Annotated in this window: 18 protein-coding genes; 1 reads left to right on the forward strand and 17 read right to left on the reverse strand. The window is 36.7% G+C overall.

Going from position 1 to position 22056, the window contains the following annotated elements:
- Window positions 1-89: 89 nt before the first annotated feature.
- From NSU17_RS00680 to NSU17_RS00720, 9 genes are all read right to left on the reverse strand, one after another.
- On the reverse strand, window positions 90-530 hold the full coding sequence (locus tag NSU17_RS00680) for a BrxA/BrxB family bacilliredoxin (RefSeq protein WP_096550991.1): 441 nt from the start codon (window positions 528-530) through the stop codon (window positions 90-92).
- 118 nt (window positions 531-648) lie between these two features.
- Window positions 649-1734 (reverse strand): methylmalonyl Co-A mutase-associated GTPase MeaB, encoded by a 1086-nt coding sequence (gene meaB / locus NSU17_RS00685; RefSeq protein WP_340704010.1) that lies wholly within the window; start codon window positions 1732-1734, stop codon window positions 649-651.
- Entirely contained in the window at window positions 1731-3878 is a 2148-nt protein-coding gene (scpA, locus tag NSU17_RS00690; protein ID WP_340704011.1) for a methylmalonyl-CoA mutase, read from the reverse strand. The genes meaB and scpA overlap by 4 nt, the downstream gene beginning before the upstream one ends.
- The gene (locus NSU17_RS00695; RefSeq protein WP_340704012.1) at window positions 3875-5569 is read right to left on the reverse strand and encodes a methylmalonyl-CoA mutase family protein; all 1695 of its coding nucleotides are present in this window, start codon (window positions 5567-5569) and stop codon (window positions 3875-3877) included. The genes scpA and NSU17_RS00695 overlap by 4 nt, the downstream gene beginning before the upstream one ends.
- Before the next feature lie 132 nt (window positions 5570-5701).
- Window positions 5702-6994, reverse strand: coding sequence for a dihydrolipoamide acetyltransferase family protein (locus NSU17_RS00700; RefSeq protein ID WP_340704013.1), 1293 nt, complete (start codon window positions 6992-6994; stop codon window positions 5702-5704).
- 11 nt (window positions 6995-7005) lie between these two features.
- On the reverse strand, window positions 7006-7989 hold the full coding sequence (locus NSU17_RS00705) for an alpha-ketoacid dehydrogenase subunit beta (protein ID WP_340704014.1): 984 nt from the start codon (window positions 7987-7989) through the stop codon (window positions 7006-7008).
- Between the two features lies 1 nt (window position 7990).
- Entirely contained in the window at window positions 7991-8986 is a 996-nt protein-coding gene (locus NSU17_RS00710; RefSeq protein WP_096550981.1) for a thiamine pyrophosphate-dependent dehydrogenase E1 component subunit alpha, read from the reverse strand.
- 32 nt (window positions 8987-9018) lie between these two features.
- Window positions 9019-10446 (reverse strand): dihydrolipoyl dehydrogenase, encoded by a 1428-nt coding sequence (lpdA, locus tag NSU17_RS00715; protein ID WP_016837764.1) that lies wholly within the window; start codon window positions 10444-10446, stop codon window positions 9019-9021.
- A gap of 36 nt (window positions 10447-10482) precedes the next feature.
- Window positions 10483-11583, reverse strand: a complete 1101-nt coding sequence (locus NSU17_RS00720; protein WP_016837763.1) for a Glu/Leu/Phe/Val dehydrogenase dimerization domain-containing protein — start codon at window positions 11581-11583, stop codon at window positions 10483-10485.
- A 288-nt stretch (window positions 11584-11871) separates the two neighbouring features.
- On the opposite strand from NSU17_RS00720, the gene NSU17_RS00725 reads away from it, so the two are divergent.
- On the forward strand, window positions 11872-12132 hold the full coding sequence (locus NSU17_RS00725) for a DUF2627 domain-containing protein (RefSeq protein ID WP_016837762.1): 261 nt from the start codon (window positions 11872-11874) through the stop codon (window positions 12130-12132).
- A gap of 56 nt (window positions 12133-12188) precedes the next feature.
- On the opposite strand, the gene NSU17_RS00730 is transcribed toward NSU17_RS00725, so the two are convergent.
- The 8 genes from NSU17_RS00730 to NSU17_RS00765 all read right to left on the reverse strand — a co-directional run bounded on the left by NSU17_RS00730 (window position 12189) and on the right by NSU17_RS00765 (window position 22055).
- Entirely contained in the window at window positions 12189-13754 is a 1566-nt protein-coding gene (locus NSU17_RS00730) for a FapA family protein (RefSeq protein WP_340432748.1), read from the reverse strand.
- 163 nt (window positions 13755-13917) lie between these two features.
- Window positions 13918-14709 carry a sporulation transcription factor Spo0A gene (spo0A, locus tag NSU17_RS00735; protein WP_016837760.1) on the reverse strand — a complete coding sequence of 264 codons (792 nt, stop codon included), beginning with the start codon at window positions 14707-14709 and terminating at the stop codon, window positions 13918-13920.
- Window positions 14710-14973: 264 nt separating this feature from the next.
- Window positions 14974-15924, reverse strand: coding sequence for a SpoIVB peptidase S55 domain-containing protein (locus tag NSU17_RS00740; protein WP_340432745.1), 951 nt, complete (start codon window positions 15922-15924; stop codon window positions 14974-14976).
- Between the two features lie 146 nt (window positions 15925-16070).
- Window positions 16071-17789 carry a DNA repair protein RecN gene (recN, locus tag NSU17_RS00745; protein WP_340704015.1) on the reverse strand — a complete coding sequence of 573 codons (1719 nt, stop codon included), beginning with the start codon at window positions 17787-17789 and terminating at the stop codon, window positions 16071-16073.
- Window positions 17790-17804: 15 nt separating this feature from the next.
- Window positions 17805-18254 (reverse strand): transcriptional regulator AhrC/ArgR, encoded by a 450-nt coding sequence (ahrC, locus tag NSU17_RS00750; protein ID WP_016837756.1) that lies wholly within the window; start codon window positions 18252-18254, stop codon window positions 17805-17807.
- A gap of 107 nt (window positions 18255-18361) precedes the next feature.
- Window positions 18362-19180 (reverse strand): TlyA family RNA methyltransferase, encoded by an 819-nt coding sequence (locus tag NSU17_RS00755; protein WP_340704016.1) that lies wholly within the window; start codon window positions 19178-19180, stop codon window positions 18362-18364.
- The gene (gene dxs, locus NSU17_RS00760) at window positions 19177-21078 is read right to left on the reverse strand and encodes a 1-deoxy-D-xylulose-5-phosphate synthase (RefSeq protein WP_340704017.1); all 1902 of its coding nucleotides are present in this window, start codon (window positions 21076-21078) and stop codon (window positions 19177-19179) included. The genes NSU17_RS00755 and dxs overlap by 4 nt, the downstream gene beginning before the upstream one ends.
- Before the next feature lie 92 nt (window positions 21079-21170).
- Window positions 21171-22055, reverse strand: coding sequence for a polyprenyl synthetase family protein (locus NSU17_RS00765; RefSeq protein ID WP_340434055.1), 885 nt, complete (start codon window positions 22053-22055; stop codon window positions 21171-21173).
- Between the last annotated feature and the right edge of the window lies 1 nt (window position 22056).

The raw sequence follows: 22056 nt of genomic DNA on the forward strand, positions 1-22056 counted from the left end.
AGCAATTTTTCTATCTATTCATGAAATGAATAAGTTAGAATCCGCAATACTTGAATGATACGAGTATGCGGATTCTATTTTTGGTTTAATTATACTTCATCGCAATATTCTTCAAAATTGGCTTGTAAATTTGTAATAACTGACATTACATCATGTCCTTCTATTTCATGACGACCTATATCAGCGACAACTTTTCCGTCTTTCAGTAAAACAAAAGCTGGTGATGAAGGAATATGTTCGTCTCCAAAATGCGCACGTGCAGCAGCCGTTGCTTCTTTATCTTGTCCAGCAAAAACCGTTACTAGATAATCTGGACGTTTATCATAATGAATTGCACTTGCCGCTGCAGGTCGCGCAATACCTCCTGCACAGCCGCATACAGAATTAATCATGACAAGAGTAGTTCCAGGACGTGCAAAGGCCTTTTCTACATCTTCTGGGGTTCTTAATTGCTCATATCCAGCATTCTCCATTTCAGCTCGTGCAGTGGTAATAATTTCTTGCATAAATAAATCGTAATCCATACTCATACATTTCAATCTCCTTTCAAGTATTAATTTTAGCATAGAAGAAGGAAAAGTTAATTGCAAATACTTCAAAAGGATTCTCTGAAATGGGTTTTATACAGGGATTACAACCTAAAGGCAGTTACTGATTGGGGAACAATTTGTGTATGCCTTGCGTTACGGTTAATTTTCCTTGCAATATTTCTTCTTCCAGCTTTTTCACTAATTCTTTGTTTTCTTTATTACCAAAAAATGAATCAATTAGATGGTCTGTAATCATTGAATGGAACCAATCACTTGTTTGTTCTCGTCTTCTTGTGAACCAGTAGCTGGATTCTTTCATTTGTTTTTCAAACGATAAAATCATTTCCCAAACATCTTCCAATCCTTTTTTTTCATAGGATGAAACAGGAACAGCTTTTGATTCCCAACCTGGAGTTGACGGTTGTAAGAAATGCAGGATTTTCCTATATTCTTGAACGGTTTTTTTCGCTTTTTTTACATTGTCTCCATCAGCTTTATGGACAACAATACCATCTGCCAATTCCATAATGCCTTTTTTCAAGCCTTGTAATTCATCACCTGCGCCTGTTAAGACGAGAAGAAGGAAAAAGTCAACCATACCACGAACATACGTCTCACTTTGCCCTACACCAACAGTCTCAATTAAAATAATATCGTATCCAGCTGCTTCACAAAGAAGCATCGTTTCCCGTGTTTTTTTATGAACACCGCCTAAGGTACCGGCACTTGGTGAAGGACGTACAAATGCGTTTTGATGACGGCTTAAATGTTCCATTCGTGTTTTATCCCCTAAAACGCTGCCGCCGGAAATGGTAGAACTAGGGTCTATTGCAAGAACGGCAACTTTTTTCCCCATCTCGCAAAGCATTGTACCAAACGCTTCAATAAAAGTGCTCTTACCTGCTCCGGGAACCCCAGTTATTCCAATCCGAATACTGTTTCCTGTAAAAGGTAATAATTCTTGCAATAAATTTTGAGCCAGCACCTTATGTTCATGATTGGAACTTTCAATTAAAGTAATTGCTTTTGAAAGCGAAGTGCGCTTTCCTCCGCGCACTTCACTCGCTAATTGCTTTATATCAACTTGTTGTTGCCGCTTTTTTCGAAATTTTTTTGGCGCAACATATGACATTCCATCGTGTTTACTTTCAATACCTTTCATGACATGTAGTGCAGTCTCTTCTGCGTTTTTTTCGCCCATCATTCAGACACTTCCTCATAACCTAATCGATGATAGATTTCTTCAATAATTTTAATCGCTGCAACTGGGATTACTGTACCTGGTCCAAAGATTGCAGATACACCCTTATCGTATAGGAATTGGTAATCTTGAGCAGGGATTACACCGCCAACGACAACGATAATATCTCCTCTACCTAATTTTTTTAATTCTTCAATTAATTCAGGTACTAACGTTTTATGGCCTGCTGCTAAAGAAGATACACCTACACAGTGCACGTCGTTTTCCACTGCCATTTGTGCCGCTTCTTGCGGTGTTAAGAATAGCGGTGAAATATCTACGTCAAACCCAAGATCAGCATAACCAGTAGCAACGACTTTTGCACCGCGGTCATGTCCGTCTTGTCCCATTTTCGCAATTAAAATACGCGGGCGACGACCTTCGTTTTCTAGGAATTCATCTGTCATTTGTTTTACTTCTTCAATTAATTCATTATCGGAGAAGTTAGATGAATAAACACCTGAAATTGAACGGATAACTGCTTTATGACGTCCGCAAACTTTTTCAATGGCATCGGAAATCTCACCAAGTGTCGCGCGAGCACGAGCAGCGTCAACTGCAACAGCAAGCATATTTTCTTCTCCTGTTTCTGCAGCTTTCGTTAAACGTTCAAGATGTCTTTGCACTTCTTCTTCATTTCTTTCTGATTTCATTTTTTCAAGTCTTTCAATTTGTTTTTGACGAACTAGCGTATTATCAATATCTAAAATATCAATTGGTTCTTCAACGTCTAATTTGTATTTATTAACGCCAACAATCGTTTCCACTTTAGAGTCAATTTTTGCTTGGCGTCTTGCAGCTGATTCTTCTACTTTCATTTTTGGAAGACCTGTTTCAATCGCCTTAGCCATTCCACCCAGCTCTTCAATTTCTTTAATTAACTCCCAAGCTTTTTTCGTTAACTCATCTGTTAATTTTTCCACATAATAAGATCCGCCCCATGGATCGATGACTTTTGTCATAAGCGTTTCTTCTTGTAAGAATAATTGCGTATTACGTGCAATGCGAGCTGAGAAGTCTGTTGGAAGCGCAATCGCTTCATCCAAAGCATTCGTGTGTAAACTTTGCGTATGACCCATCGCAGCAGCATTTGCTTCAATTAACGTACGAGTTACGTTGTTGAATGGATCTTGTTCTGTTAACGACCATCCAGAAGTTTGGGAGTGTGTACGTAAAGCCAAACTTTTCGGATTTTTTGGATTGAATGTGCTCATCATTTGTGCCCAAATTCTTCTAGCTGCACGCATTTTTGCTACTTCCATAAAGTAGTTCATACCAATGCCCCAGAAGAAGGACAATCGTGGAGCGAAGGAGTCAATGTCGATGCCAGCTTTAAGTCCTGTTCGTACATATTCCAATCCATCTGCTAACGTATATGCTAATTCAATGTCCGCCGTTGCACCAGCTTCTTGAATGTGATAGCCGGAAATGGAAATAGAGTTGAACTTAGGCATGTATTTACTTGTATATTCAAAAATGTCAGCAATAATTTTCATAGACATTTCTGGAGGATATATGTACGTATTACGCACCATATACTCTTTCAAAATATCGTTTTGGATTGTACCAGCAAGTTTTTCCGGCGTTACTCCCTGCTCCTCAGCCGCTACAATGTAGAAGGCCATGATTGGAATAACGGCCCCGTTCATCGTCATAGAAACGGACATTTGGTCAAGAGGAATGCCATCAAACAAAATTTTCATATCTTCCACAGAGTCAATGGCAACGCCCGCTTTTCCCACGTCCCCTTTTACGCGAGGATGGTCGGAGTCATAACCTCGGTGTGTAGGCAAATCAAAGGCAACCGATAAACCTTTTTGACCCATTGCTAAATTTCTTCGATAGAATGCATTCGATTCTTCTGCCGTTGAAAAACCTGCATATTGGCGAACAGTCCATGGACGCGCTACATACATTGTTGGATATGGTCCACGGGTATTTGGTGCGATTCCTGGGAAGTCTTGTAAATGTTTTACGTCTTTTATATCTTCATTCTTATAAAATTCTTTTACTTCAATTCCTTCATTTGTTTTAAATGTATGAGATGGTTGAATTTGTTCACTTTTTATTACATCTTGTATATTGACAGAATGAAAGTTTGGTTTCATTGTTGTTGTACCCCCTTCAAGCTTTCAAGAAGCGCAGTGAGCTTTTCCACAATATTTTGACCTGCAAAAATAAATCCGTTTAAACCTTGAGATAACCAGTCTGTTTCTTCTTCTGGGAATTTCCCTGCAACATCTAAAATTAAGCCTTCTTTTTTATTTTCCAATAAAACTGGTACGATTTCTTTTGTTTGATCATTTGTAGCAGCAATCACTACATAATCAGCATCCGTTTGCTGTAACCAATTTTTTGCCTCTTCAATCGATTCAATTTCACCGGATTCTACAGGTACAACACCAGCTGTTGCGAAAAATCCTTCTACAAAGTCCGCTCGAGGTTTAAAGTCTTTTAATTTTCCGTAAGTGAGAATGCCGATTTTTGGATTCAATTGACTGTATTGCTCTCGAAGCATTTCAAATGGAATTGCTAAACGCTTAATATCTTTATATAACGGATTTGTTTCTGTTTGCAGCAGATCAGCTGGATTCGCATAAATGTTTGTACCAATTAACGAATGTTTTCTCGTTTCTACTTGACGAATACGCTCTTTATAGACTTCTTCAATAGCTGATTGTAATTTTCCGGATTTTTCGAATTCGTCAATGCCACCTGCTTCTTGAATTTGAAGGAATAATTCCCAAGCTTTTTCTACATATTCTGCCGTTAAAGTTTCTATGAAATATGAACCTCCTGCAGGGTCAAGAACATCATCAACAAATGATTCTTCTTTTAACACTAACACGACATTTCTTGCAATACGAACGGATTGTTCAGTCGGTTTTGTTAATACATCGTATGGGTGAACAGTAATGGCATCTGCTCCTCCGATTAACGCAGCAAAGGCTTCATTACCAGCACGGAGTAAATTTACGTAAATATCGTATTTAGAGAAACTGCGTAATGATGTTTCCACCAATACTGGAACTGGAACTGCTTCCGCATTGTATGCCGTTGCAAAGGCTTTCCATAAAACTTTAAAGGCACGCAATTTTGCAATTTCTTGGAAAAAATAAGTATCAATTGCAAAATTTACGAAAAATTTATTTGCAAAGGATTCAAAGGATTCAGACTTCTCGGCATATTTTGCCGCTTGAGCTAGCGCAAGAGCAAGTTCTTGTACAATATGTGCACCATCGTTATGATAAGGAACTGTATTTGCCGCAAAAGTCCGAACCATCGGAAAATCATCAAGCGTAATTGCTTCATTTGTAAGAACAAATCCTCTAACTTTTTCACGATCAGATTCTTGAATTTTTGAAAATACATTTAAAATCTTGTTTTCGTGTACGATTAATTTAAATGGATACTCAATTAAGTAATTAGCTAATTGAGTTAAAGCTTCTTCGTCCCATTCAAGGATTCTACTATCGATTGTAATGTAACCATTACCGCGATTAACACTATCTTTTATTTTATCAAAGAATTCTTTTGTATTTTCAGCATAAATTGTTTGGGCAGCTTGAACAGATTTTGTAGCATTTAGCGCACGAATCGTGTTTACTTGTTTTTCTAATTGGTCCCCTAATTTTTCCACCAACATTTGTTGTGTATATAACGGTTGTATTGTAACCCCTTCAATTGTTTTAGTAAAGAGTGATTCAAATGGCTTCCCCTTTAAAGATTTTATAGCTGTTTCTTTCCACTCTTCATAACTTGCGGATGGAAAATCGATCTCATGCATGTTGTTTGACATAGACTTCGCTAAACAGCTTCCCCCTTTTCATCAAATTATAAATTTTTATAATATTTATAATACATTAGAAACCGCTACCAATAAAGTATAAAAATTAAAGAAAGCCTTGATTTACAAGGCTTTCTAGCACTTTTAATAAATATTCTTTTCATAATAATTTGTATTTTCGAGAATATCTTTTACTCTATTTAGAAATTTCCCACAAATGTAACCGTCTAAAATTCGATGGTCAATTGACAAGCATAAATTCACCATATCGCGAATTGCAATCATATTATTAATAACGACTGGTCTTTTTACAATGGATTCCACTTGTAAGATCGCCGCTTGAGGGTAATTGATAATACCCATTGATTGTACAGAACCGAATGAGCCCGTATTATTTACAGTAAATGTTCCACCTTGTATTTGATCACTCTTTAATGTTCCGCTTCGAACACTTTGAGACAATTCATTAATTTCTTTTGCAATCCCTTTAATGGATTTGTCATCTGCATTTTTGATTACCGGAACAAATAGGGCATCGTCTGTCGCAACAGCAATTGAAATGTTAATATCTTTCTTCTGGATAATTTTATCTCCAGCCCAAACAGAGTTAAGCATTGGATACTCTTTTAATGCTTGAGCAACAGCGTTGACAAAGAATGCAAAATATGTGATGTTGAATCCTTCTTTTTCTTTAAATTGTTTTTTAATGGAATCACGATATTGTACAAGATTTGTTACATCTACTTCCATCATCAACCAAGCATGTGGAATTTCATGCTTACTTCTCACCATATTGTTAGCGATTGTACGACGAAGGCCGGATACTGGAATTTCCACATCACCTGCTTGTTTCTCAATGTGAATTGGTTTTGGTTGTACTGGTGATGGCGACGGACTTGTTTCTTGAGTTTGAACAGGCTCTTGTACTTGTCGTTCAACGGACGGTACGTTTCCATCCTTCATTGACTCAATAAAGTTTAGAACGTCTTTACGCGTAATGCGACCATTTAATCCTGTACCAGTTACCTGTTCTAAGTCTATATTGTGTTCGCTCGCTAATCTCAATACAGCTGGAGAATATCGATTTTTTTGTTTTGGAATGTTTTCCCCATAATTTGGTTCATTCACTTTTACTTTCACAGGTTCTTTCGTCGCATTGCGAATGGCTTCACTTATATTTGATGATTCTTTTTCCTCAACTACTTCAATCGTACAAATCACCGTTCCTACCGGATACGTCTCGCCTTCTTTACCAATTAATTCCTTGATAATGCCCGTGTAGGATGAAGGTACTTCCGCATTTACTTTATCCGTTAAAACTTCCGCTATAGGATCGTATTTATTTACATGATCTCCAGGTTTAACAAGCCATTTTTCAATTGTTCCTTCTGTAACACTTTCTCCTAATTGAGGCATGATAATTTTTTCAACTGACATACGTATCCCCCTTAAAAAGCGGCTAATTCCCGCATAGCCCGTTCAATTTTTTCAGGATTGATCATGAAAAATCTTTCCATCGTTGGTGCATATGGCATAGCTGGAACGTCCGGACCCGCTAATCTCATGATTGGTGCATCCAAGTCAAATAAGCAGTTTTCGGAAATGATGGCTGCAACTTCGCTCATGATGCTACCTTCTTTATTATCTTCCGTAACGAGAAGTACTTTTCCAGTACGGCTTGCAGCTTCAATGATTGCTTCTTTATCCAGTGGATATACCGTACGTAAATCCAAAATGTGCACTTCTATTCCGTCGTCATGAAGGCGCTCAGCTGCTTGAAGGGCATAATTGACACAAAGTCCATAAGTAATAACAGTAATGTCATCCCCTTCTCTTTTTACGTCTGCTTTACCGATTGGCAACACGTAATCATCAAGCGGCACTTCTCCCTTGATTAATCGATATGCCCGTTTATGTTCAAAGAATAAAACTGGATCTTCATCCCGAATACTTGCTTTTAGTAATCCTTTTGCATCATATGGAGTGGAAGGGATGACAATTTTTAACCCTGGTGTATTGGCAAATAGTGCTTCCACAGATTGGGAATGATATAACGCACCGTGGATGCCACCACCATATGGAGCACGAACAACAAGCGGACAGCTCCAATCATTATTTGAACGATATCGGATCTTGGCTGCTTCAGAGACAATTTGGTTAACAGCCGGCAAAATGAAATCTGCGAATTGCATTTCAGCGATTGGACGCATTCCTACCATTGCAGCTCCAATGGCTACACCGGCAATTGCGCTTTCTGCTAGAGGCGTATCTAAAACGCGCCATTCACCAAATTGTTCATACAATCCTTGAGTGGCTTTAAATACTCCACCTTTTTTACCAACGTCTTCTCCTAAAATAAAAACGTTTTCATCTCTTTCCATTTCTTCTTTCATCGCCAAATTAATCGCTTCAATAAAAGACATTACCGCCATCTTATTCATCCCCTTCCCAATAAACATATTTCAACGCATGTTCTGGGGGAGCATAAGGTGCTTTTTCTGCATAATCTGTCGCATCATTCACAATTGCCATCACTTTGTCATTAATTTCTTCTAGAGTTTCTTTCGTTGCGACATTTGTATCGATTAAGTAGTTACCAAATAACAGCAACGGATCGTTTGCTTTTCCTTCTGCTACTTCCTCCCTAGAACGATATTTGTCATCATCATCGGAAGAGTGGCTCGTTAATCGATAAGTTACTGCTTCGATTAAGCTCGGACCTTCACCTTTAAGCGCACGATCAACGGCTTCTTTCATCACTTTATAAACAGCTAAAGGATTTTTGCCATCAACGGAAGCGCCGTGCATTCCATATCCAATAGCTCTGTCAGCCACGCGACCGCCCAATTGTTTTTCAACTGGTACAGAGATGGCATATTTATTGTTCTCTACCATGATGATAACTGGCAATTTATGAACGCCAGCAAAGTTTGCTCCTTCATGGAAGTCACCTTGGTTTGTGGAACCTTCTCCCAATGTTACAAAAGAGACTAATTCTTTGTTTTGTAATTTTCCTGCTAAAGCAACTCCTACAGCATGTGGTACTTGAGTTGCTACTGGAGATGATCCAGTTAAGATTCGATTCTTTTTATAACCAAAATGTCCAGGCATTTGTCTACCACCGGAGTTTGGATCTTCTGCTTTCGCAAACGCAGACAACATTAAATCCCTTGGTGTCATCCCAAAATGCAACACAACTCCCATATCACGGTAATATGGTGCAATATAATCCCTTGTTGGATTTAACGCAAAGGCAGCCCCTACTTGAGCAGCTTCATGGCCTTGACAAGAAATAACGAACGGAATTTTCCCAGCTCGGTTTAGTAACCACATACGTTCATCAAGTCTACGAGCTAAAAGCATTGTTTCATACATTTGTAACACATCGTTGTCTGATAAGCCTAATTGTGCATGATGTAAGTCGGACATTGATACACTCCCCTTTCACAAAACAGTTCTCATCATATATGAATCGCTTTTCCATCAACCGCTAAAGCAGCTTCATTTAAAATTTCGCTTAATGATGGATGCGGATGGATGGTTTCGCCGATTTCCCAAGGTGTTGCATCTAAAGTTAATCCTAATGCAGCTTCTGAAATTAAATTCGTTACATGCGGACCAATCATATGCACACCGAGTAAATCATCTGTTTCTCGATCTGCTATGACTTTAACAAAACCTTCTGTTTCACCATATACCACTGCTTTTCCAATTCCCTTAAATGGAAAGGTTCCTATTTTCACATCGTAATTTAACGATTTTGCCTCATCTTCAGTTAACCCAATGCTTGCAACCTCTGGGAATGAATATACGCATCTTGGAATGTTTCGGTAATTAATTGCTTTTTTCTTTCCGGATGCAATATGTTCCACCGCAATAATCCCTTCGTGAGAGGCCACATGGGCAAGCTGAACACCACCAATGCAATCTCCTATAGCGTATATATGTTTTTCTTTCGTTTGGTAAACATCATTTACTTTGATAAAGGAAGAATCCGTTTCAATCTCAGTATTTTCCAACCCTAAATTTTCAATATTTCCAATGCGGCCTATTGAAATTAACATTTTCTCCGCTTCAAATTTCTTTTCTTCACCGTTCACGTTTGCGTTAATTGTTACCGAATTATCACCTTTTACGATGGATGAAGGGGAGATTTCGGCTTTCGTCACGATGTTAATACCGCGTTTTATAAGCTGTTTTTCCATTTCTTTTGATATGGCTATATCTTCATTTGGCAAAATGCGATCTGCATATTCTAAAATTGTTACTTTCACGCCAAAATCGCTTAAACAAGAAGCCCATTCAATGCCAATTACACCGCCACCGATTATAATCATGGATGCTGGAAGCTCTTCCATTTCCAATATTTGATCGGAATTTAAAATCATTGTCCCATCATATTCAATTCCGTTAAATGGACGTGGCTTGGCTCCAGTTGCGATGATGATATTTTTAGGCAACAGCATTTCATTTTCAGAACCATCATTCATCTCAACTGATACCGTTCCCCCTGCCATTGGAGAAAATATGGATGGTCCTAAAAGTCTTGCAGTTCCGTAATAGCAATCAATTTTTCCTTTTTTCATTAACCCTTTGATACCTTGATGTAACTGTTCAATTACACTTTTTTTTCGTTCTTGTAATTGTTGAAGATTAAATTGAATGTTTGAAATTTGGATTCCATATTCTTTTGCATTACTAGCATCACGATACATTTCCGCACTTCGTAAGAATGTTTTCGTTGGAATGCACCCTCTATGAAGGCAAGTACCACCTAATTTTTCTTTTTCAACGATGGCAGTCTTTAAACCTAATTGCGCTGCTTTTATTGCTGCAACGTATCCCCCAGTTCCTCCACCAATAATGACTAAATCATATTCTCGAGCCAAAGCCATCCCTCCAAATCAATTTCATCTATAGCGAAATTATTTTTGTCTTCTACTTAAGATGTTTTTTTCCTTTTGTAAAAATTGTTTTCTTGATTTTAGTACACTGTTAATTCTTTCTTCAGCCAAACGATTAGCAGCTAAATAAGTTGGGATGTTTTCATCTTTTGAAATTTTAAAAATTTTTGTTAAAGAATCATAAATTGTTTCTACTCGTTTCATTGCTCTTTCTCTGTTATATCCGTAAAGTTCATCTGCAACATTAATTACTCCACCAGCATTAATTACATAATCTGGTGCATAAATGATTCCTTTTTCATGAAGAATTTGCCCGTGGCGAGATTCTTTTAACTGGTTGTTTGCACATCCAGCGATGACTTTTGCTTTTAATTGCGGTATCGTTTCATCGTTAATGATGGCACCAAGTGCACATGGTGAGAAAATATCAACATCTTGTTTGTAAATCTCATTCGGACTTACCGCAACTGCACCAAAGTCATTGACAGCTCTCTCTATTGCTTTTTCATTAATATCCGTGACAATCAGTTTTGCGCCTTCTTCATGCAAGTATTTACACAAGTTATATGCAACATTACCTAATCCTTGAACAGCAATTGTTTTGCCTTTTAGGCTATCATCTCCAAATGCTTCTTTAGCACTTGCTTTCATTCCCAAATAAACTCCGTAAGCGGTTACAGGAGATGGGTTACCAGATGAACCAAATGAAGGTGATACACCTGTTACATAATCTGTTTCTTCATAAATCAAGTCCATATCTTCAACAGTTGTACCAACATCTTCTGCTGTAATATAACGACCATTTAAACTTTGAATAAATCGTCCTAACGCGCGGAACATTTCTTCGTTTTTGTCTTTAGCTGGATCACCAATAATTACTGTTTTACCACCGCCAAGATTTAAGCCACTTACTGCATTTTTGTACGTCATACCTCTAGCAAGTCTCAATGCATCCTCGATGGCTTCTTCTTCAGATTGATAAGGCCACATGCGAGCGCCACCTAATGCTGGTCCAAGGGTTGTATCATGGATGGCGATAATCGCTTTTAATCCAGAATTTTTGTCCTGACAAAATACCAATTGTTCATAATCATATTTTTCCATGTACTTAAAGATTTCCATTCAAAAAACCTCCCTAAAAATATAATGGAGTAAATCCCTAAAATTAGCGACAAAATTTCTACAATTTGTACTATTTTACTTTACAATACTTTTTATTTTTTAATTTATCAACTAGAAATATTGAAAGATATACTTTTCCTAATTTTCTGATTTTTCGTATTATTAAAAATTATAATTCTAATATAATTTTTATGACAAAAATGTGCAAAAGATTAGCAATTTTTTGTCGAAACTTGACACTATTTCTTGGCGATGTAAAATTGAATTAATTGCGAAGGAGGTTATTTCATGGCCCGATTAATTGCCTTTATCATTTTATTGATTCCCGCATTAATTGCTGGTGCAGGTATCAAGTTTATGCGCGATACTCTATACGGCATATTAAATTCCCCTTTTCCTTGGTTATGGTTCCAATTTCTTATAGGGCTTATCTTTAGCATCATCGGAATTGGATTTTTTGCGGGCTATTTATTGCATCGAGATCGAAAAAGGGGAAGAGTGGCTCCAAGGTTTCAAAAAAAGGATGAAACAAAAGAAATTAAACAATAGATTATTATATAAATAAAGCGTTCAACGAGAGACAAGTCCCTCCACTGAACGCTTTATTATATATTTAATTCGCCAAATTCCAGTAAAAATTTCCCTTTTGTTGTCTTTCTTATTAAGGACGATTGTTTCCCTATTTGGATAAAAGTACCAGGATACGCTTCTTTATTAACAATGATTTCCTCTTTGCCGATGGATTTTATCGCTGCGATCATCTCTTGAATTTCATTGTCCAATTCAATTACTTGCTGCTTCTTATCTTCCAATACTTCTTTCATTTCTTTATAAACCTTCGCTTGAGCAGGTGTAAGCCGATTTTTTAATGCTGCTAGTTTCTCTATCTTTTCAGATAATTTCTCCATTTCTTCTTGTGTCGACTTTAATAATGCTGCTTTTTCTTGTATAATCTTGTAACCTTCTTGCCGATTCACTGATTGTATAATTAATTCCGTCCGCCTTTCCATCCGGTTACCCGATATAGCGGTCACAATAGTGTTTCTCGCAATTGCCTTGCCACCAATAATTTTTCCTTTCCGCTCATCCACAAAAATCGAATCAGCTTGCAATGAGGAGTTTAAAGAATAAAATCCGATGACAATATTTTTTTTTGCATATAAATTTGCTTCATTGACATGTTTTACGTAAATGTTGCCACCAGCTTTTACAGTTGTTTGACCTAATCCAAATATACCACCTTTTATGTAAATATCTCCTTCTCTAGATTGGATTAATTTCGCACCTGTAACACCTTCTGTACCCTCAATGAAAATATCACCCGTTGCAATGACACTAAAACCTTTTTGAACAGTTCCACTAATGCTAATTGAACCATCAAATTCAACATTTCCTGTCTCTAACCCAACATCTCCATCGATTGGCAAATGATTATTAATCATTAATAATCCTTGTCTTTCCTCTACAACGCCTTTATTTAATGCCCGAATGACAATTTTTCCATCCTCTTCTACTTCATATGCAGATTTACGATCATACTTTAATGGTATATCTTTACCTGGAGGAGCTGGAATTTCTTCTCCGTAAACATTTTTGCCATTTACACCAGGTTGGGCGGGGATTTTCTCTCCTAACCAGTCATTTTCATTGATTTCAAATATGAAATTCATATCAAAATAATCAGCTTTTCCATCTTCCCTTATGACAGGTTTTCTCTCCGGAATCTTTATGTATGTAACCTGTGCATCTTCCCCTTTAATTGGTTCCGTTCCTTCAGCAATTACAATTGGTTTCCCGATCGTAATCGATTCTAGATTAAGCTCTTTTATTCCATGGACAATCTGTCTTTGAGTCAATATGTCATTTAGTTCTTTTTGAAATTGACTTGGATTTTCCAAAATGGTTGATTCATAAACAATAAGATGGGCTGTCATCTTATCTTTTGATACTTCAATTTCCATCGGAGGCAACCAGTAACCGATTTCGACAGGATTCGACACTTCTTCTTTTAGAGCTTTTTTTAAATTTGAAAAATTTGACAGTTTTATTCGAGTAAGAGAGCCTAATATTTCATCGAATTGTTTAATTGGAAAACCCTTTTTATAGTTTTGAATATAAACTTTACCGTTTTCTTCGATTAACTCAAAATAATCATTGGAAAATATACGCACATATGCTCACCTCTTGTACTATAATATAATTTTTTTATTTAAAGTGTAATACCTTTTATAAAATTAATATGATAAAGTAATAAAAAGTCACCTCAATAAAGAGGTGACAATTGGATGGAAAAATCTATTGTTAATAATAATATGACAATGAAAGAAAATACGATTATGAAGCCACTAGTTCAATACGAATTTTGTCAGCAATCATGGCAATAAACTCGCTATTTGTAGGTTTTGATTTTAAATGATGGACTGTATATCCAAACATTTGAGAGATGGATTCATAATTTCCACGGTTCCATGCAACTTCAATGGCATGACGGATTGCTCTTTCAACACGAGAAGGAGTTGTACCAAATTTCTTTGCAATTTCTGGATATAAAATTTTTGTAACAGAACCTAACAATTCAATATCGTGATATACCATTTGAATAGCTTCTCGTAAATATGCATAGCCTTTGATATGCGCAGGTACGCCAATTTCCTTAATAATTGATGTAATCGTAGTATCCAATTGTCTCTGATTCACTTTTCCATTTGGTTCAGGCTGTAACACACTTTGTCTCTTGACAGTTTCACGCTTTTGGCCTGCGCAATGCAAAATTTTCTGAACGAGCTGATCAAACTCAAAAGGTTTTAACATAAAATAGGAAGCCCCGTATGTAACAGCCTGTTTCATTACATCTTCTTGTCCAAAAGCCGTCAACATAATGACTTGAGTATCGCGAAAACGATCATTTTTATACATTTCTTGAAGAACGCCTAAACCATCTAAATGGGGCATAATAATGTCCAACAACAAAATGTCTGGGTTATATTCTTCTAACATATTGAGACACAATTTACCGTTTGAAGCAGTTGCAACTATTTCAATGTCTGGATGATTTTCAAAGTATTGTTCCATTGTTCTCACTAAATCTCGGTTATCATCGGCAATTGCAACTCTAATTTTCGTCATGTAAAATCCCCCTTATAGCCTTCTCCCTAATATTGCATTTTTAATACTTATATGTCATAGTTTCCGTTTACTTGACACTATTCTTTTCGACATTTTATCGAAAAAACCTTTATCGAATTTAAAAATGAGAAGGTAGTCGTAATTTTTATGTATATTGTGACAGAAATCACCATTTATTTCTAATTTCATTTTTTCGTCATACAATGTTTTTAATTCGATTATCAAAAAAAGACTATACCAAAATGTTGGCATAGTCTTTTCGGCTTAATTTGGCTTCTTTTTTAACATCTCTGATAAGGTTATGGCTGCACCTCGAGCTGGTTGTTCGACAAACATATGTGTTACTGCACCAACAAATTTACCATTTTGCAAAATGGGACTTCCGCTCATCCCTTGTAATATGCCACCTGTTTTGGATAAAAGATTTTGATCGGTTATTTCAAATTGTAAAAAATTATCTTCTATCTTCACAATTTCAATTGTAAAGGATTCAACTTTTGAACCTTCAATAGCTGTAAGAAGTTCTGCTTTTCCTAATTGAATTTCATCATCATGCATAATCTCAATAGGCTTACGCATTATTTCTTTTACATCTAATTCCCAATTACCAAAAATACCATATATATCATTGGATGAAATATTTCCTAAACGTATATCGTCATGATTAATGACAGAAATTTTATAACCAGGATTTCCAGGGCTCGATTTTTTTATTTGCTCAATTGATGCTAAAAAAATAGAACCATCTGTAAATTCAGGAGGTTTATTTAATACACCGTCGATGATTTGATGACCTAATGCACCGTATTCTTTCGATTCAGGATCAATAAAGGTTAATGTACCGATGCCATCCGTTTCATCTTTTAGAAAGGGAAGTATATTATTTGCTTGATCGTTCGTTAGTGTAATGGTTCTTGTATGATTGGACGATTGTTTAATGGTTAGGCTTATTTCCGAATCAGTCATGGATTCCTTCAACATCTCGATAGATTGTATTGGCTTTCCGTTGACTTCTTTTATAATATCACCTTTTTTTAACCATTGTCCATTTGGTAATAATACATCATGAGCTACATATATAAATGGCAATTCTAACTGAATCCCTATCGATTCACCCATCGGAATTAGCTTTTTTGCTTCGGCTGCTGCTGAAGGTGACAAAAGTGCGATGATGAGCACAAGATAAGTCAACAGATTACGCAAATGGCATTTCATAGTCCACCTCCTCAAATTGTTTGTAACATTACTATGTGTAACTGTTCTTTTAATAATGTGAGGTAAATATTTGTCGCTTAGGTACTTTCAAAATTAGTAAAAGTAGATTTTGTAATATAAGGAGTCATCAAATTGATGACTCCTCCTTATTGCATCGAGGTAGAACTTATTAATTGTTCTTTGATTTCATTTTTCTTTATAAGTGCTAATTGCAATAATTCTCGCGCATGTTGCAATGTCAATTCTGTAATTTCAGTTCCGCTCATCATGCGACTAATTTCTTCTACCCGTGTATCATTTTCAATTACTTGAACAGTCGTAAAAGTGCGATTTTGTTCAACTTGCTTTGATATTAAGTAATGCTGATCTGCCATTGCTGCAACTTGAGGCAAATGAGAAATGCATAATACTTGTGAATTGAATGAAATATTGGCGATTTTTTCAGCAATTGCCTGTGCAACGCGGCCGCTTACACCTGTATCCACTTCATCAAAAATGATGGATGTAATTTGAGATTTCGATGAAAAAATGGTTTTTAATGCAAGCATTATTCTCGATAATTCTCCGCCGGATGCAATTTTTGGCAAAGATTTAGGAGGTTCTCCTACATTGGTGGATATATAGAATGATATATAGTCTTTCCCATTTATGTCGAAATTATTTAAACGCTCAAACTGAACGATAAATTTCGCTTTTTCCATATGTAAATCACGAAGCTCATTCATTATGGCTTCACTTAATATACCTGCACATTTTTTTCGAACTTTCGTTAATTCATCACACAATTGGTCTAATTCAGATTCCATTTTTCTTAAATCTTGTTCTTTTTGTTGAATGGCTTCATCTCGATTTAATAGTGTGTTTAGTTCTTCTTTAATTTTTTCATAATATGTAATAATCTCTTTTACGGTACTTCCATATTTTCGTTTCATCATTTGATATTGTGCAAGCCGTGATTCTATTTCATTTAATCGTTCAGGGTCAAATTCAAGTTCATCAATGATATTTTTGATTTGATATGAAGCATCTTGCAACGCATAGAATGAAGATGATACAGCTTCAAAGGAATCATGAAATTGCTCATCTAATGAAACGATATCTTCCAAAGCGCTCATCGCTTCTCCAATACAATCTAGTCCTTTTAATTCTCCAGAAATTGCATCGTAGGCATGAATGGCTCGTTCATAAATCTTATGAAAATTTTGCAATCGTTTCCGTTCTTCAAGTAAAGCCTCTTCTTCTTTTTCTGATAATTTTGCATCTTCTAGCTCTTGAATTTGGAATTGATACAAATCAATACGTTGAGCTGTCTGTTGTTCATCGATATTGATGGCATCGACTTCTTTTTTTAATAAACGATATTCATGATAGAGGCGATGATATTTGTCTTTGATTGGCTGGATTTGTTTTTCAGCAAATTGATCAAGTAAATCGATATGGCGCTTCTCATCCATTAATTCTTGGCTTTCATGTTGTCCATGAATATCCACTAGCGTGGAGCCGATATCACGTAAAACCGATAATGTAACAAGTTTACCATTTACTCGACATACGCTTTTTCCATTTTCATTAATATCTCTCCGTAATATGATGGTACCTTCTTCATGGTCTATACCGGCATCAGATAATTTTTCAAAGACAGGATGATTGTCGGAAACAAAAAACAAACCCGTTAATTCCGCTTTTTTTGCACCGTGTCGCACAAATTCTTGACTTGCTCGTCCACCAGCTAACAAATGAACAGCATCGATAATGATGGACTTTCCGGCTCCTGTTTCACCTGTTAGAACGGTTAATCCATCATTAAAGTAAACGGTTAATTCGTCGATAATGGCGAAATTACGTATATTCAGCTCTTTCAACAAACAGACCACCTCAAATTATATTAAATCTAAAATGCGTTGTTGTATGATTTCCCTCTGTCCTTCATCCCGTACGATGATGAGAATCGTATCATCACCGGATAATGTACCTAATACTTCCGGCCATTCTAGATGGTCAATCAAAACCGCAACAGCATTTCCGTTTCCTGGAAGTGTTTTCAACATTAAAAAGTGAGCAACGCCATCAATGCTGACGAAAGAATCGGTTAAAGCCCTTTGCAATTTTTGCAATGGATTAAACCGTTGATCTGCCGGTAAACTGTATTTGTATCGTCCATCAGGAAGTGGTACTTTCACTAAATGTAATTCCTTAATATCTCTTGAGACCGTTGCTTGTGTAACATTAAAACCTGCTTCTTTTAAAGCAGAAACTAGTTCATCTTGCGTTTCAATTTCATTGTTAGCAATAATTTCACGAATTTTCATATGCCTTTGACCTTTACTCATAAATAGCACCTCTTAATGTATATAAATGTATATTTATACTATCATTATAAGTTCTTATTCAGCAAGTAAAAATAGGGAATGACGATTGCCATTCCCTAGCATACAACTTAATTTAATTCTTGGTGAGCTAATTCAACAACTTTTTGGAAATCAGTGAATGCCGAAACATGTTGTCCTTCTGATGGTTTTTGTAGATGGAATAAAAATTCAATATTCCCTTCCCCTCCCGTAATTGGAGAGTAGGTAGCATTTTTTACTACAAAACCAACATCTGTCGCCATTTTTGCAGTGTTTTCCAACACTTCTAAATGTGTTTTAGTATCACGAACAATGCCCTTTTTCCCCACTTTTTCTTTACCAGCTTCAAATTGTGGTTTGACAAGTGCCACTACATCACCGTTCGGAAGTAAAATGTTGTGCAAAACTGGTAAAATAAGCGATAAGGAAATAAAGGAAACATCAATCGTCGCAAAATCTGGTAATCCCTTTGTAAAATCTTCCGGCTTTGAATAGCGAAAATTTGTTTTTTCCATTACCGTGACACGTTCATCTGTTCTTAATTTCCAAGCTAATTGGTTGGATCCTACATCTAAGGCATAACAATGTTTAGCACCGTTCTGAAGAGCACAATCAGTAAATCCCCCAGTAGATGAACCAATATCTAGCATTAATTTTCCTTCCACGGACAAATCGAATTCTTGTAATGCTTTTTCTAATTTTAAACCGCCTCGACTAACGTATTTTAATTGTTCACCTTTCACTTCCAACGGCGCATCAATCGAGATTTTTTCTCCCGGCTTATCAATTCGCAATTCTTTTGAAAAAACAATGCCCGCCATGATTGCTCGTTTTGCTTTTTCCCGGGTTTCACATAACCCCCTCTGTACGAGAAGAACATCTACCCGTTCTTTCGGAGATTTCGTCATACGGTATTTTTACCTAACGATTTTTTAATTAAGGATTCAATGCGAGCAATTGTTTCTTCTTTTGTAATGTGCAGTTCTTCCAATAATAAATCGACACTGCCATGGTCCACAAAACGATCTGGAATCCCCATTCGTTCTATTTCAACTTGGTTGTATTTATTATCGCTGGCAAACTCTAATATGGCACTGCCAAATCCACCTTTTAATACGCCTTCTTCAATCGTTAATATCGGCATATTTTTCCCCATGATGTCATGAAGCATGTTGTCATCAAGTGGTTTGATAAATCGAGCATTCACTACTTTTACATGTATATTACGACTAGCTAACTCATCTGCAGCTTCTAAAGCCATCGAAATAGTCGTACCGAATGTTAAAATGGCTGCATCTTGACCTTCTCTCAGCACTTCCCAAGAACCAATTGGAATCGTTTTTAGCTCCTCATCAAGAGGAACGCCTACCCCATTGCCGCGGGGATAACGGAGAGCGATTGGTCCTTCATTATATTCAATAGCAGTTTTGACCATATGTTGCCCTTCGTTTTCATCTTTCGGCATCATGATTACGATATTTGGGATATGGCGTAAAAAGGCAATATCAAAAACACCTTGATGGGTATCGCCATCTGCACCGACAAGTCCCGCACGATCAATGCCAATGAAAACATTTAAATTTTGGCGAGCGATATCATGCAGTACTTGATCATATGCTCGCTGTAAAAATGTCGAGTAAATTGCTAAAAATGGCTTCATATTTTGTGTCGCTAATCCCGCAGCCATTGTCGTTGCATGCTGTTCTGCAATTCCAACATCGAAGAATCGATCTGGAAAATCTTTTTGAATACCTTCCATTTTCGAACCTACTGGCATTGCAGGTGTGATCGCTACAATACGTTTATCTTCTTTCATTAATTTTCGAACGGTTTCCGAAACTAAACTAGACCAAGAAGGGCCTTTCGCATTATTTTTGACGAAGGCTCCTGTTTCAATTTTATAAGGTCCTGTACCGTGCCAAGTACCAACTTTATCTTCCTCAGCCGGCTTATATCCTTTTCCTTTTTTTGTCACTACATGAACAAGAACTGGTCGATCTTCTACTTTTTTCGCATATTCTAACGTTTTTTCTAAAGCATCGAAATCGTGGCCGTCAATCGGACCTAAATATTTAAAGCCCATTTCCTCAAAAAACACTCCGGAAACAACAAGATACTTTAAACTATCCTTCACACGATCAGCCGCATGAGCAAGTTTTCCACCAAAAACAGGCACTCGCTTCATCAAAGATTCTAATTCTTCTTTCGCCTTAGAATATTCCTTAGCAGTTCTTAATCGGCCTAAAATATTGTGCAATGCACCGACATTTGGCGCGATGGACATTTCGTTGTCATTTAAAATGACAATCATTCTTCTTCGATCGTGCCCAATATGATTCAATGCTTCTAGTGCCATTCCACCAGTTAAAGCCCCATCGCCAATAATCGGAACAATATAATTGTTTTCCTTCTTTATATCTCTCGCAATGGCCATTCCCATTGCTGCTGATAATGAAGTTGAACTGTGGCCCGTTTCCCATTCATCGTGCTTGCTTTCTGCTCGTTTTGGAAAACCACTTAACCCTTTATATTGACGTAATGTGTTAAATTCTCTTGCTCGTCCTGTCAAGATTTTGTGTACGTATGCTTGGTGACCTACATCCCATAAAAACTTGTCAAAAGGGCTATTAAAGGCTCTATGCAATGCAATAGTTAATTCAACTACCCCTAAATTTGGTCCGATATGTCCACCTGTAATTGAGCATTTTTCTATTAGAAAATCTCGAATGTCTTGAGCAAGTTTCTCTAATTGTTGCTTATTTAACTTTTTTAAAAAGGATGGACCAGTAATTGTCGTTAAATCCATCTCTCACACACCTTTTCATCAGTTTATTCACATCGAAGTTTTAACTATTATATCAAGCTAATATCAATGGCAAAAGTAATTTATTTTATCTATTAATTATTTCTGGAAATGATATAGTTCGCAAATTCTCTTAATAACGTCGTGTCTTCCGGTAAATTGTTCAAAGCGTTCAGAGCGTATTGATAATGTTCATTTAATTTTTGTTTTGCACCATCCAGTGTGAGTAGTGCAGGATAAGTACTTTTATTGCTCTCTTCGTCCTTACCAGCTGTCTTTCCTAACTGTTCTGATGTGCCTTCCACATCTAAAATATCATCTTGTATTTGAAATGCGAGGCCAATATGTCGTGCATATTCTATTAACGCTTTTCGAGCTTCCATTGTTGCATTGGATAATACTGCACCCGCTTCAATGCTAAAACGAAGAATTGCTCCTGTCTTATTTAAATGGACTTGTTCCAATTCCGATAAATTCAATTGACGGTTTTCACCATCTAAATCTAGAACTTGTCCCCCAACCATGCCTTCCGCACCGCTAGCAACACTTAATAAGTTGATTAATTCAACCTTTTTATCAGCAGAAATATTTTCCATTCGCGCTAAAACGCCAAAAGCCAATGTGTTTAAAGCATCTCCGGCAAGGGTAGCCATCGCCTCTCCGAATACAACATGATTCGTCGGTTTACCGCGTCTTAAATCATCGTTATCCATACTAGGTAGATCATCATGGATGAGGGAATATGTATGAATCATTTCAACCGCAGCACCAACTGTATAAACTTCTTTTTGTTTATAGTTAAACATTTCGGAAACGGCAACGACAAACAATGGACGAATTCTTTTTCCTCCTGCCCTTAACGAGTATAACATAGATTCTTTTAATGTATGCGGTGCAACTAATCGTTCCACTTGGTATTCAAGTTCACGGTTAATATAGTCAAGATGTTCATTGATAAATAGCTTTAAACGATTATTCATT

The organism is Ureibacillus sp. FSL K6-2830, assembly GCF_038004145.1.
In the GTDB taxonomy this organism is placed as follows: domain Bacteria; phylum Bacillota; class Bacilli; order Bacillales_A; family Planococcaceae; genus Ureibacillus; species Ureibacillus thermosphaericus.